At 42.8% G+C, this 14025-nt stretch carries 13 protein-coding genes; 10 read left to right on the top strand and 3 right to left on the bottom strand.

Going from position 1 to position 14025, the window contains the following annotated elements:
* The first annotated feature begins 25 nt into the window (after nt 1-25).
* From HFD85_RS13765 to folK, 4 genes are all read left to right on the top strand, one after another.
* Nucleotides 26-634: a riboflavin synthase gene (locus tag HFD85_RS13765; RefSeq protein ID WP_167610803.1), complete on the top strand. Its 609-nt coding sequence runs from the start codon at nt 26-28 to the stop codon at nt 632-634.
* 106 nt (nt 635-740) lie between these two features.
* Entirely contained in the window at nt 741-1469 is a 729-nt protein-coding gene (locus HFD85_RS13760; RefSeq protein ID WP_167610800.1) for an SDR family NAD(P)-dependent oxidoreductase, read from the top strand.
* 3 nt (nt 1470-1472) lie between these two features.
* Nucleotides 1473-1826, top strand: a complete 354-nt coding sequence (locus tag HFD85_RS13755) for a dihydroneopterin aldolase (RefSeq protein ID WP_167610797.1) — start codon at nt 1473-1475, stop codon at nt 1824-1826.
* Complete coding sequence (folK, locus tag HFD85_RS13750; RefSeq protein WP_167610794.1) at nt 1823-2209, top strand: 2-amino-4-hydroxy-6-hydroxymethyldihydropteridine diphosphokinase; 387 nt, start codon at nt 1823-1825, stop codon at nt 2207-2209. The genes HFD85_RS13755 and folK overlap by 4 nt, the downstream gene beginning before the upstream one ends.
* On the opposite strand, the gene HFD85_RS13745 is transcribed toward folK, so the two are convergent.
* On the bottom strand, nt 2210-2980 hold the full coding sequence (locus HFD85_RS13745; RefSeq protein WP_167610792.1) for a beta-phosphoglucomutase family hydrolase: 771 nt from the start codon (nt 2978-2980) through the stop codon (nt 2210-2212). It lies immediately after the preceding gene.
* Between the two features lie 88 nt (nt 2981-3068).
* A complete protein-coding gene (locus tag HFD85_RS13740; protein WP_167610788.1) occupies nt 3069-5585 on the bottom strand; it encodes a LamG-like jellyroll fold domain-containing protein in 2517 nt (838 codons plus the stop codon).
* 242 nt (nt 5586-5827) lie between these two features.
* Between HFD85_RS13740 and HFD85_RS13735 the strand changes: the two genes are divergently transcribed.
* Genes HFD85_RS13735 through HFD85_RS13715 form a run of 5 tightly spaced genes read left to right on the top strand, consistent with a single transcriptional unit; the run spans nt 5828 to nt 11858 of the window.
* Nucleotides 5828-7357 carry an SUMF1/EgtB/PvdO family nonheme iron enzyme gene (locus HFD85_RS13735; protein ID WP_167610785.1) on the top strand — a complete coding sequence of 510 codons (1530 nt, stop codon included), beginning with the start codon at nt 5828-5830 and terminating at the stop codon, nt 7355-7357.
* Between the two features lie 5 nt (nt 7358-7362).
* Complete coding sequence (locus HFD85_RS13730; RefSeq protein WP_167610782.1) at nt 7363-8703, top strand: Gfo/Idh/MocA family protein; 1341 nt, start codon at nt 7363-7365, stop codon at nt 8701-8703.
* Between the two features lie 8 nt (nt 8704-8711).
* On the top strand, nt 8712-9659 hold the full coding sequence (locus HFD85_RS13725; RefSeq protein ID WP_167610779.1) for a glycosyltransferase family 2 protein: 948 nt from the start codon (nt 8712-8714) through the stop codon (nt 9657-9659).
* On the top strand, nt 9656-11599 hold the full coding sequence (locus HFD85_RS13720; protein ID WP_167610776.1) for a tetratricopeptide repeat protein: 1944 nt from the start codon (nt 9656-9658) through the stop codon (nt 11597-11599). The genes HFD85_RS13725 and HFD85_RS13720 overlap by 4 nt, the downstream gene beginning before the upstream one ends.
* A gap of 19 nt (nt 11600-11618) precedes the next feature.
* Nucleotides 11619-11858 carry an LPXTG cell wall anchor domain-containing protein gene (locus HFD85_RS13715; protein ID WP_167610772.1) on the top strand — a complete coding sequence of 80 codons (240 nt, stop codon included), beginning with the start codon at nt 11619-11621 and terminating at the stop codon, nt 11856-11858.
* Nucleotides 11859-11931: 73 nt separating this feature from the next.
* Here HFD85_RS13715 and gltX read toward each other — a convergent pair whose 3' ends face one another.
* Nucleotides 11932-13461 (bottom strand): glutamate--tRNA ligase, encoded by a 1530-nt coding sequence (gltX, locus tag HFD85_RS13710; RefSeq protein WP_240925050.1) that lies wholly within the window; start codon nt 13459-13461, stop codon nt 11932-11934.
* A gap of 181 nt (nt 13462-13642) precedes the next feature.
* Here gltX and HFD85_RS13705 point away from each other — a divergent pair, with 181 nt between their 5' ends.
* The gene (locus tag HFD85_RS13705) at nt 13643-14017 is read left to right on the top strand and encodes a four helix bundle protein (protein ID WP_167610769.1); all 375 of its coding nucleotides are present in this window, start codon (nt 13643-13645) and stop codon (nt 14015-14017) included.
* The last annotated feature ends 8 nt before the right edge of the window (nt 14018-14025 follow it).

Genomic DNA, 14025 nt, shown 5'->3' with positions numbered 1-14025 from the left:
TTGAACATTAAACTTTAAACTCGCTATGTTTTCAGGAATTGTAGAAGAATACGGAACAGTAACCGCAATAGAAAAAGATCAGGAAAATGTGCATTTCACGCTTACCTGCACCTTTGCCGATGAATTAAAAGTAGATCAAAGTCTGGCGCACAACGGTGTGTGTTTAACTGTGGTTTGGGTTGATAAAGAGAAGAAATTGTACAAAGTTACAGCCATTAAGGAGACACTTATAAAGTCGAACCTTGGCTTGCTGGAAGTAGGTTCAAAGGTAAATCTCGAACGCAGTATGATGATGAATGGCCGCCTGGACGGACACATTGTGCAGGGACATGTTGACCAGACTGCAGTGTGTAAAAAAGTGGAAGAAGCCGACGGTAGCTGGTACTATACTTTTGAATACGATTTCGACATTGAGAAAGCCAAACAAGGTTACATGACCGTTGAAAAAGGATCGGTTACGGTTAACGGTGTAAGTTTAACCGTAGTGAATTCAAAAGACAATTCGTTCCAGGTAGCTATTATTCCGTTTACACACGAGGTGACCAACTTTCATACTTTTAAGGAAGGTTCGGTTATCAACATCGAGTTCGATATTATTGGGAAATACCTGAGCAAGCTGAATTCGTATAATTGATACTGTTTAAATGAAGATATTGAAAAGGTCCGTTTACCGGGCCTTTTTTTATGAACCAATGCCGGCGCTGCATGTTATTCTGAAAAATATTTGATATCTTTTAGAGATGAATAAAACGGCACTTATAACGGGCGGATCGAAGCGAATAGGCAGGGCCATAACAGAACATCTGGCAAAAAAAGGTTGGAATGTTATCATACATTTTAATCATTCTGCTGAAACAGCTATTGCATTGGTTCAGGATTTGATTGCGGAATATCCAAAACAGCTTTTTTCTTCGGTTACTGCTAATTTAGCCAACATTCACGAAGTGGTAAGTCTGATTCCGAATATTGTTGAGAAACGAGGACCTTTTGATTTGCTGGTCAATAATGCTTCGGTATTTAATAAAGGTGCTTTTCAGGAAACTTCGGAGGAACTATTCGACAGCCAGGTGAATGTGAACTTCAAAGCTCCGTTTTTTTTGATGCGCGATTTTGCCAATTACTGCAAGAAGGGCAACATTATTAACTTTGTGGATACAAGGATAACTGGCAATAAATCGGATTATGCAGCTTATTCACTTTCAAAAAAAGCACTGTGGGAAAGCACCAAAATGGCAGCGCTGGAATTGGCCCCTGAAATAAGGATAAATGCCATCGCACCGGGTGTTACTTTGGCTCCGGCCGATGAAGGTGAGGAATACCTGCAAAAATTGGCAGAGAATATTCCGATGAAAAAGCCGGGTGGTGTTGAGCCGATTCTAAGAAGTATCGATTATATTTTGGAGAACGATCACCTGGCAGGGCAACTTTTGTTTGCCGACGGTGGCGAAAACCTTGGAACTAACGGATAAAAAATGGCAATAATACGTGTAAAAAACCTGTTAATCAGAACCTACATCGGGTTCAATCCCGAAGAACTGATAAACAAGCAGGATGTAGTAATCAACATCGAAATTGAGACGGATATTCCGGAGGCAGCGCTTGAAGCTGATGAACCGGACGACATCTTCGACTACAAAACAGTTACAAAAAAAGTGATAAGCCTGGTTCAGGAAGGACAGTTTAAACTGCTGGAAGTTTTAACTAAAAAAATTCTTGATCTGGTGATGGAAGATGAACGTGTAACGTGGGCAAAAGTGGAGGTAGATAAACCGCATGCGCTGCGTTTCGCCGAGTCAGTATCGCTTCAAATGGAGGCACGTCGATGAACAGCTGTATCATTGGCATTGGTTCCAATATCGATGCCGATAAAAACATTTCCCAAATGCTTGAAATCCTGAAATCAAAAGTTAAGGTAATTAAGGTTTCGCCAATGATTCGTACCAAACCTGTCGGGATTAAAGAGCAACCGGACTATACCAACGGTGCGGTAAAAATTGAAACAGAGAAAGACAGAGCTTCACTGACTAAGCTGCTGAAAGAAATTGAAGATCAGTTGGGACGCGACCGCTGTGGTCCAAAATTTGGCCCGCGTACTATGGATCTGGATATCGTGGTCTGGAACGGCGAAATTGTTGATCAGGACTACTTTACCCGCGAGTTTATTCGTACCAGTGTCCGTGCGGTTGATGAAGGTCCTTTTCCGGACTAATTATTTCGATGAATTCTCAAGAAACAACTTGTTGAGCCCCTCAATACCTCCGACTTCTTCCAGGTCGGTCACAACGAAATCGGCCCCGTTTTCGGCAAGTTCCTTTTCGTTATTTTCTCGCGCGATACCAAGTGTTAGTCCGAACTTTCCTTTAGCTCCGGCCTGGACACCAGAAACAGCATCCTCCACCACAATCGATTTTGCAGGTGTCGATCCCAGTATTTCGCAGGCAGTGGTAAAAATATCAGGCTCCGGTTTTCCGTGTAAACCAAGTTCTGCTGAAACCACACCGTCAACGCGTGCTCCAAAGGTTTTTAGCAGATCGACCGCTTCCAGCACAGGTGCACAGTTTTTACTCGATGATGCTACACCCAGTTTAATTCCGGCTTTGGTAAGGTCTTCCAAAAGTTGTGCAGTCGACTCATATACTTCAACACCATCGCGGGCAATAACTTCGTTAAAGGCAATGTTTTTACGGTTTCCCAGTCCGCAAATGGTTTCCATGCCCGGTTCGTCAGCAGCGTCGCCAAATGGCAGTTCAATGTTCCGCGATTCCAGAAACGATGTCACTCCTTTGTATCGAGGTTTCCCGTCAACATATGCCAGGTAATCCTTTTGTGTGAATTCCTGAAATGCTTCACCGTGTTCAACCGCCCGCTTTTGCAGGTATTCATCAAACATTTTTTTCCAGGCGGCCGTGTGTGTAATTGCTGTTTTTGTAATTACGCCGTCCATATCAAAAATTACTGCTTCAAATGCCAGTTGTGCCATTGTTTTCTGCTTTTAATTGATGGCAAAAGTAGGCCTTTTTTAGTTGTCAGGCAAAACCAAAAAAATCGTATTAATAAGGAAACGTGGATCAGGTGTTTTCAGCAAAATGCCTCGAAAATTCGGTGAAGCTCATCTGGTATTTAGTTCCCATGCTTTTCTCGTACCTGGTGCAGAACGATTCGAAATGAAATTTTGCCAGGTGAGTATTTCCGGTTTTTTGTTGTGCCCAGATCTGCAAATAAACGGCTTCTTCGTTTAAATCATCATAATCAAGAATACGTTGGGCAACATGTTCAACGTCCTGTGTCCTTTTCTCTTTCTGATAATCAGCCGCCAGTTTCAACAGGTTGTCGATCACCTGGTTCCCTATATAACCACGGATTTCATCTAGCCAGGGCCAGTCGGTTCCTTTTAAAAGACTGCCGACTTTTACAAGGTGGAAAAAAGACTCCAGTTGATCGCGCGACATTCCTTCCCTGATCTGACAAAGCTGAAAAGCCTGGATATAATCACAGAAGAACGATCCTTCGGCTTTGAAAATGAGGTAACCCCGATTCGAAATCAAATCAATCTTGTCGAACTCAACAAGTAGCCTTCGGAGCTTATTTAGCGTAACCGCACGGTTGTTAGCTACTTTCCGTGCCGGAATGCCTTCCCAAAGTGTTTCATCTATATGGCTGATCGACGCTCCGGTGCTGTTGTTTCGGAGGTGATGTAAAATGCAGAAAATAAGCAATTCGCGCACTTTAGGTGTGAACGAGGCAGAAACGTCCTCACCTTTTGAATTAATGGCCTTAAATTCACCAAATAGCTGTATTTGATTTTTATTTGGAATGCTTGGCAACACTTTATTCACAGTTTGTTTATTGAACCTGATTAACCTGAAAACCAGAATGAACAGAAGAACGGCAATAAAAAGGGTGATCACAACTATGGCTACAATCAACAACTCGCGGGGCACCGGGAGTTTATCAGCTGCATCTTTTTGGAGGTTAATTTCTTCGTCGATTGAAAGCCGGTTGATCTCTTCGATTCCCAGCGGACGGTTCCAGATATTCAGATTATCGATATATCCTCGCAAACTGGCTCCCTGCGACAGTGCACTTCCAATATGCAAGTCGCTGGTTCCTGAATACGGCGGATGACCGTCAGATCCGCCAACATATTGTCCATTCAGAAAAATGGCTTGCTGACCTGTTTCGATGATGTAACGCCAGGTAAGATGGTACCAGGTGTTGTTGTCCAGTACTTCTTCCGAAATATAATCGTTCGACCACAATCCAAAATAAGGGTGTCCCGAACGAAGGATCAGGTGCATACCTCTACGGTATCCGGTTTCACTGTTTCCTAAAATAGCGTTATCGCCAAACTCCAGGATATCGGTAAATTTTACAAAACAACTCACTGTAAAACTGCTGTTTGGCAGGCCGTATTGTTCCGGATTACCGAGCAGAACGTTGGCATTTTCCGGGAGTTTTAAAACCGTTCCCCGGTCAATGTCTTCTGTGAAGGAGTACTTTTCACCCTGGTAAGTTGCAGTTGGGTGAAGCATGTTCGTAATTGATCCGTCGAACTGAAAGGAAGCGGTTAATCCCTCACTGAGATCCATAGGGGTAGCGAGAACGGCATAATTATCCTGCAGGATCATTTCGGCAGTAATAATCAGTTGAGCGGGAGACATTTCGTAGCCAGGGGCGAATGGCGACAAAATAACCTCTTCACCTCCCCTGACAGGAAAACTAAATTTGCCACCGGAAACAAGAATGTCGGGATTTTTCCAGTAAACCCGTTCCAGGTTTTTTCCGGTGGTTCTCACCTGGCCCTTGATCGAGTTAAAGGAATTTAACTGGTCGACAATAAAATTGAAACTGAGAATAGTATTCCCCACTCCTATAAAATTGGGTTTCTTACCATATTTTCTCCAGCTTTCGAGCAGAAAGTTCACATAGTCCTGAATCATATTTTTACCGAGTCGCTCGGAAACTGATCCGGTTGGTAGCCTCTGAAAATCGTTAATCTTGAAGAGCTCTTTATTGATTTTTGATTCATTACTAAGCATGACAGAGTTGGGGGTGAAACGGCTGGCAGAGATTTGAAGGGCATAATCATCAACGCGATGAAAAATCCGACTTTCATTTTCAATTTCACCTTCAACAAAAAAAATGATTCTTCGGTTAGCCTGAATCAGGTATTCGGTGGATGGCCAGGTTTCGCCCTGTGGTAAGTAAAATATTTTACTTGAAACTGGCGAAGCTGTAATAATCGAGTCGAGTAGGTGGATATCTCCTCTAAAATTGACGAAAACCGGAATAATTTTCGATTCATCAGCATCGGCCAGACTCGCTATTTTTTCAAGTACCTCAGTAAGCTGAATAGTGCTGTTTCGAATTACCGCATTATTTTCAGTACTGTCAAGAATAAATTCGAGTGCAACCCAGTTGTTTTCTCCAATGAATTCCCAAAGTTTTGTATTGTTATAGTCTGAAGGTGAAATACTGGCAACCAAAAAGGTGTTTTCTGAAAAATCATTGGCACGACAAATTATGCCTGATACCAGGATCAGAAGGGTTGAAACGATACATTTATACCAAAATTTACTACTCACTATACCCACAGATGAATTGAAATTAAGCCTTAATTTCTGCTTATTCTGACTCCAAATATATTAATTTGTTTTTGTGTAGAAAGATTTTTCAAAAAATATTTGATTTTCAAAATCAGTTTTTAGTCAATTACTTACAGAAAAAATTAAGAGTAAATTAAGACGATGATAAGATTGGGTTTGTAGGGCTGTTAATAGACAGCTAATGGCGCGCGCGTATACTTGCACTTCAAATTGATTCTGGGATGACCAATAGAACGATCAAAAGAACACATTACCTCCTTTTCATTACCGGAGGCCTCAGTGTGATTCTCTTTCTTTTACTTTTCAACAAAACGGTTGATTATACTTCAAGCAATGAATTTTGTGCTTCATGCCATGTACATCCACACGCAGAAGCTAGCTGGCGACTTTCACCGCATCACAATACACCGAGCGGAGTATCGGTGAAATGTGTTGACTGTCATCTGCCTCCCGAGGATCAAACAGCACATTTTCTCACCCGAAAAGCTTATCATGGTTTTCACGATTTGTATGCATACGTGACAATGGATATTGAAGAAATTGATTGGGCTGCCAAGCGTTCGACCGAGGCTGCGCAACGATTTGTTTATGAAGATGGCTGTATCAAATGTCACACAAATATGTTTCCGTCTACATTAAGTGCGAAAGGAAGTGAACAACACATAAAATATTTACGTGATCCGGAAGGTAATTCATGTATTCAATGCCACCATAATGTTGGGCACTGGCGCGGAGAGGAAAATACTTTCGCCAGTGAAGATGATCTTGTGGCATCCAAAGAAATTTACAATGAATTGACACAGGTTCAGTCTTTCGAAACCTTTGAAGAGAAGATTCCGGGAACTGCTGTGTCATTTAAAATGATAGCAATTCCGGGTGGAACTTTTAAAATGGGAAGTCCTGCTGACGAGCCATACCGAAGATCCGACGAAGGACCGGTTCGTGAGGTGAAAGTGGATAATTTCTGGATGGCGGAAATAGAAGTAAGCTGGGACGAATACCTGGCGTTTTTTACCGCCACTGGCTCGCAGGGTCGTAAAGAAGCCGTTGAAGTGGATGAGGAAACCGACGGAATAAGCGGCGCTACTCCTCCATGGGGCGCGCCTGATCAGGGTTGGGGAAAAGGCAATCGGCCTGCCATTACCATGAGTCATCATGCAGCGGAAACCTACTGTCGTTGGTTGAGCCAGGTTACCGGAAGAAATTATAGATTACCTACAGAAGCAGAGTGGGAGTATGCTGCCCGGGGAGGTACTGAAATGTCCTACTTTTTTGAAGGTTCGCCAAAAGATTTTGAAGCCGATGGCTTTATAAAAAAGATTTTTGGAACCAACACCGAGGTTTTTGATCAGTACGTGATCAGTAATGGGAACAGCCCGGATAAAACGCAGCAGCCCGATGCAGTTCTGCCCAATCCGTTTGGATTAAAAAATATGTTGGGAAACGTGGCCGAATTCTGTGCTGATTATTACGATCCACAGGTTTACGGGAAATATCCGAAAGGCACCGTCCTGAATCCCAGGGGACCTCGCAGCGGGATGGAACACGTAGTCCGCGGAGGTTCGTTCAGAAATACACCCAAAGACCTGAGGATAGCCCGGCGCGATTTTACCCGAACAACTGACTGGCTGGTAACCGATCCTCAAATTCCAAAGAGTATCTGGTGGTATTCTGATACTAAGAGTGTTGGATTCAGGGTAGTTTGTGAATACCATCCCGAAGATTTTAACAAAGACGAAAACAAAAATTAAGCACAATGGATAAGAATCAACTATCACGAAGGAATTTTCTCGAAAAATCGGCTTTGCTTGGAGCTGCCGGTGTTATTGGAGTGAGTGCACTTTCCTCCTGTTCGAAAAGTACGAAAGAAGTTGATTACGATTTTCCGCCGGTGCTGGATATAGCTCCTGACGGAAAAGCATTAAAAGCCGGACTGATCGGTTGTGGTAACCGTGGTACGGGTGCCGCGCTGAATTTTTTGGCAGCAGGTCACGATTTGCATTTGGTTGCACTGGCCGATGTTTTTGAAGACAAAGTTTGGGACTCTCGCGATAAGCTGCTAAAACAGCGCGTTGAAGTGCCCGAAAAGAATTGTTTCTGGGGATTCGATGCTTATAAAAAAGTGCTGGATATGGATGTTGATATCGTTATCCTGGCAACGCCTCCACATTTTCGTCCTGAGCACCTTGATGCTGCTGTTCAGGCTAAGAAACATGTTTTTATGGAAAAGCCGGCCTGTGTTGATCCTGTTGGAGCACGACGGATCATTGCCACTTCAAAAAAGGCCGAAAATATGGGGTTGACGATTATTACCGGAACTCAGCGTCGTCACCGTGCTGATTATCTGGAAACTTACAAGCAGGTAGCCGGCGGTGCCATTGGCGAACTAAAATCGGCCAAAGCATTCTGGATGCAGTCGCATGTGTGGTTCCGCACCCGCGAAGAGGGTTGGAGCGATATGGAATACATGCTTCGCAACTGGAACAATTTCTGCTGGTTGGGCGGCGACCACATTCTCGATACGCACGTTCACAACATTGATATAGTAAACTGGTTTATGGGGAAACACCCCGAGGAAGCAATTGGTTTTGGTGGCCGTGCACGCAGGCTGACCGGAGATCAGTACGATTTTTTCAGCATCGATTTTGATTTCGGAAATGGTGTTTCGTCACACAGTTTCTCGCGGCAAATTGATGGTTGTGCCAACCAAATGGGTGAAATGATAATGGGAACCGAAGGGTACACCAACTGTAAAAATACCGTTTACAATTTCGATGGTTCGGTGAAATGGACCTACGACTATCCAAAAGACGAGAACGGACGTTCAACCGGATCGCTGGAAGTTTCTCCGTACGTACAGGAACATATTCACCTTGTAACATCGATCAGAACAAATCAGCCGGTAGTTGAAGCAGAACGGACCGCGGTTTCTACACTTACTGCAATTATGGGAAGAACTGCGGCCTATACCGGGCAGAAAGTGACCTGGGAAGAAATGATGACTTCGACCGAACGACTGGGGCCGGATAAATACGAAATGGGACCGGTTGACATGGAATTTCCTGTTCCTGTTCCCGGCACAGCACATAAAGCTTAAGAAAGAGAATGAAATTATCCGTTATCATACCGCTTTTTAACGAAGGTTCGCTGGTCGCCCGTCTGATTGATGAAGTGATTAGTAATGTCAGAACCACTTGCATGCCTTTCGAAATCGTGTGTGTTGATGATGGAAGCACTGACAATACGCTGCAAAATCTCCTCAAAGCCAGGGAAGACAGAAAAAATGTAGGAGTGATTTCACTCTCACGAAATTTTGGATTGCAGGCCGCCATAACAGCGGGTTTAGATTTTGCAACAGGCGATTACGTGGTGATCATGGATGGCGATTTTCAGGATCCTCCTGAGCTGATTCCGGCGTTATTCAATAAAATTATAGAAACACAGGCCGATGTGGTTTCGGCAGTGCGCAGCAAACGCGGCGAGAAATTCAGCAAGCGTTTTTACATCCGGGTGTTTCACAAGGTGTTCAAAAATGTTTCAGAAGGCGATCAGGTGGAGCAGGCCGGCAATTTCAGCATATTAAATCGAAAAGCAGTAAATGCCATTTTGAAGTTTACTGAAAGCAGCCGCTACTTCCCCGGAATTCGGAATTTTATCGGATTCAAACACGAATTTGTGGAATACGAGCGGCCCGAACGTACCGAAGGCAGTGCAAAAATGAGTCGGAAGAAATTGTTTGCTTTGGCTGCCGACGCGGTTTACTCATTTTCAAAATGGCCGATAAAAGCCTGTTTGTACCTGGGACTGCTTGGTGTGGTGGTGTTTTTTCTGGCTATCATTTATACCCTGGTTTCAAAATTTACAGGGTTGGCACCCTTTGGCTGGTCATCTACTTTTCTGGCCATCAGCTTTTTCGGATCGGTACAACTGACCTTTTTAGGTTTGATCGGCGAATACATTTTTCGGATTTACAAAGAAGTACAAAAACGACCCATATACATAGTTAAAGACATATACGAAACAGAAGAAATTCAATCGGATAAGAAAGAATGAGTAGTTCAACGAACATATTAACAGCACGAAACACCTTCATTGCCAGTCTGTCGATTGCAGCCATGATCCTGTTGTTTCTGGCGCCGAAAGCCGCTGTGAATGTTGATGAACTTCTGCATTATCCGCATGCCCAAAAGGTGGTGAACTGGTATTTTACGGGAGGCGAAGATGCTTCGTGCCTGCACACGCCTGTTCATAATCTGAAATATTACGGCCAGTCGGTCGACAATTTAACAGCCTTGATCAACCGTGTTTTTTACATCGAAAATGAGTATCTGACAAGGCATTTTACAGGTGCATTCTTTTTTTGGCTTTTACTGTTTTTTACCGGAAGGCTCGCAAAAGAACTCGGCGGATCATACTGGATTTCTGCGTTGGTTGTAGTTGGATTGATGCTAACGCCGCGATTATTCGGGCAGTCATTTGGTAACCTGAAGGACATTCCTTTTGGAGCCGGATACATTGCCGGAATCTTGTTTATTGTTCGGTTTTTGAAGGAAATGCCTACTCCCAAATGGACGACAGTAGTTTATTTGGGATTGGCCATAGCATTTACCAATTCTGTTCGCATCGGTGGATTGATTCTTTTTGCCTACCTGGCAGCAGGACTTGCCGGGATACTGCTTTTGAAGCCTTTTTTACTTAAATATATCGTTACAACTAAATCTTGTTTTGTGAGGTTAACGGGCCAGTTTCTTGCAGTTGCAGCCATCGGCTACTTCATTGGACTATTATTCTGGCCCTATGCCTTGCAGAATGTTTTTCACAATCCGCTCGAAAGCCTTTCGGTTATGGAGCATTACAAAGTAAGTATTAAACAGATTTTTGAGGGTGAGGTAGTATGGAGTTCCCAGCTGCCCTGGAATTATCTGCCTAAATGGTTTTTGATATCTTCCCCGGAATTCCTTCTTCTGGGGTTTATATACTTTCTAGCCTTTTTAACCTATAAGTTTACTAAACCTGCAGGCGAACAACTCTTTTTTGAGTTGTTCGCTCTTTTTACAGCAGTATTTCCGGTGGTTTATGTTGTTGCAATCGGTTCGAACCTGTACAGCGGTATTCGTCAAATGTTGTTTGTTGTGCCGGTTTTAGTTGTTTTGGCTTCGTTGGGGGCGTACCAGGTTTTTAAGGCGAAAAAAATTCGCAGATTGGCGATGCCTGCCTTTGTAGTGTTTGTGGCTTTAATGTTGTTGCCATTGGTACATCAGGCCAAAACTTTTCCGGTTGACTATGTGTATTTCAATGCCGTTTCAGGAGGAAACAAAAAGGTCTGGAGCAATTATGAGTACGATTATTATTTCCATGGAATAAAAAATGCAGCCGACGATCTGATCGAAGAAATTGGCGATGAAGAAGCGCTTGTAGCGATGAATTGCCAGCTTACGAATTATTTTGAAAAAATTCAGAACATCGATTTTCAATACACCCGTTATCTCGAACGCAGTTCTGCAGACTGGGATTATGGAATTTTTGGCGTGAATTACATTCATCCGTGGATGCTGAAACATGAGAATTGGGCATCGGCAAAAATCCTTAAAACATACTACCACAAAGGGAATCCGCTGGTGGTACTAATAAAACGCGAGGATAAAAACGATTTTCAGGGGATTCAGGAATTGCAAAAACGAAACTGGGAGGAAGGAGAAAAACTGCTGTATAAAGCACTGGAAGTTGAACCAAATAATGTTTGGTTATTTGTAAATTTGGCCAATTCGAAATTAGCGCAGGGCGACTATGTTGCATTTGATGAATTGCTGGAAAAGGGAAGGGCAATTTATCCGCAATACGAGCCGTTTTATTTGCTCGAAGCTCAAAAATATTTCGATCAGCAAAATTACAGTGCGAGCTTAAATGTGCTGAATCAATTGATCGGGATAAATCCCCGCTACCAGAATGCGGCTCCTTTGTTGAAAAAAGTAAAAGAGAAATTAAATAAATAACGTAAAAAGTAAGATTAAAATGAAGAGAATTATTGCAATGATCGGACTGTTTCTTATGGGATTACCAACTTTGCTGATGGCACAGGATCAGGGAACTTACATCGATAATCTTGGTGCTCAGGACAGTTCGTACATGGATGAAGCAATGGCTCCTGTTGAGTCTGCTTCAGGAGGAAATTCAACCGTAATTATTATTGTTGTTGCTGTTGTTGTAATTGCAGCCGCAGCTTTTTTTCTGCTTAAGAAAAAGAAAAAATAATCACGGATAACAAGTGATTGAAATAAAAACCCGGCCTTTTGAGCCGGGTTTTTATTTTATGATTTTTGCTGAATTAGCCAATTTTTTCAATTGCCAGTTGAATGCGTTTTATGGTTTCTTCTTTACCGAGCAATTCGCAGATTACAAACAAATCTGGCCCCATATTGCCTCCAACCAGGCTCAGTCGCAAAGGATTCATCACCACGCCAAATCCCCATTCTTTTTCATTCATAAAGGCCGAAAAAGCTTCTTTTATTGCTTCTGCTTTCCAATCACTTACCGATTCAAACAAGACTGAGATTTCGCTGAGTTTGCCGGGCGTATCTTCTTTCCAGCGCTTACTAACCGTTTTTTCATCGTAGCTTTCAGGTGCTTCAAAGAAGTAATAACTTTGATCCCAAAGGTCGGATACAAATTCGCAGCGTTCTTTTATCTCTGCAACCACTTTCGCAATCTTTTCATCGCCGGCTTCAACACCTTTTTCTTTTAAAACAGGCTTAAACAACAAGGCAAGTTCATCAACTGTTTTTTCCTGAAAATAGTGTTTATTAAACCACTTTGCTTTTTCAGGATCGAAACGTGAACCTGATTTCACTACGCGTTCGAGACTGAATAATTCACCCAGTTCTTCCAACGAGAAGAATTCCTTATCGGTTCCGGGATTCCAGCCCAGCAAAGCCAGCAGGTTGATAAAGGCTTCCGGGAAATAGCCGTCCTCGCGGTATCCGCGCGAGATGTCGCCCGTTTGCGGATCGGTCCATTTCAATGGAAAAACAGGAAAGCCCATTTTATCTCCATCACGTTTGCTCAGTTTTCCTTTACCAACCGGTTTCAGAATAAGCGGTAAATGGGCAAAACGTGGTTTGGTAGCTTCCCAGCCCAGTGCCTTGTATAACAAAACATGCAATGGCATCGATGGCAGCCACTCTTCACCGCGGATCACATGCGAGATTTTCATCAGGTGATCGTCAACTACATTGGCGAGGTGATAAGTCGGCATGCCGTCTGACTTGAAAAGTACTTTATCATCGAGACTTTTTGTTGTATTGAATGTCACGCTTCCACGAATCAGGTCCTCTTCGGTAACGTCGGTGTCTTCAGGCATTTTAAAGCGAATAACATAAGCCTCTCCGCTGGTAAGTTTTTGCTGAACCTCTTCTTGTGAAAGTTTCAATGAGTTGTTCAGATTCTCGCGCGTTCCGATTCCATAAGAAAAAGTTTCCTTGTTGGCTTCAGCTTCTTTTCGAAGAGCATCGATTTCTTCAGGAGTATCGAATGCGTAGTAAGCCCATCCGCTTGAAATCAGCTGATCGGCGTATTTTTTGTACAGGTCTTTTCGCTCGCTCTGACGGTAAGGTCCGAATTCGCCACCAATACCAGGTCCTTCAACAGGTGTTAATCCGCACCAATTCAAACTTTCAATAATATATTCTTCGGCTCCCGGAACAAAACGTGTTTGGTCGGTATCTTCTATCCGAAGAATAAATTCGCCATTGTGTTTTTTGGCAAACAGGTAATTAAATAATGCGGTTCTTACGCCTCCCATGTGCAAAGGTCCGGTTGGACTTGGGGCAAAACGTACCCTTACTTTTTTGTCGCTCATCATCATATTTTTTAATCGCTGCAAAGATAGAAGAAAATTAAGGAATGAATATGGATTCCCGATAACTGTGATTTATCACCATTTATTTATTGCTTGTTTAGTTACTTTGTAAATTAAGAGTGTAAAAAGTAGGCAATTGGCAAATTCGCAGTTGGCAGTGTAGCCTGAAGAATTGGATACAATGGTAAGTGGATTTCGAAAATTAACTGTGTATAAGAAAGCGTTCGATCTTGCAATGGAGATTTTTGAAATAACAAAAGCATTTCCAGCCCAGGAGAAATACGAACTAACAGACCAAATCAGAAGATCATCACGAGCCGTATGCAGGGCTATTGGTGAAGGTTATAGGAAACGTCAGTATCCGAAACATTTTTCCAGTAAAATGAGTGATTCTGATATAGAAAATACAGAAACACAAGTGTCGCTCGATTTTGCTTTAAAGTGTGAGTATATTTCAAAGGTGGAATACAATTCTCTTATCGAAAAGTCTGAAGAGGTCGGGAGACTACTTAATCATATGATAGAGAATCCTGAGAAGTATTTGCCAAGAAGTTAATTTGCCTA

The sequence above is a fragment of the Maribellus sediminis genome (assembly GCF_011799805.1).
GTDB lineage: Bacteria > Bacteroidota > Bacteroidia > Bacteroidales > Prolixibacteraceae > Draconibacterium > Draconibacterium sediminis_A.
The sequence above is the reverse complement of the archived record's forward strand: the minus strand, read 5'-3'. Positions and strand labels throughout refer to the sequence as shown.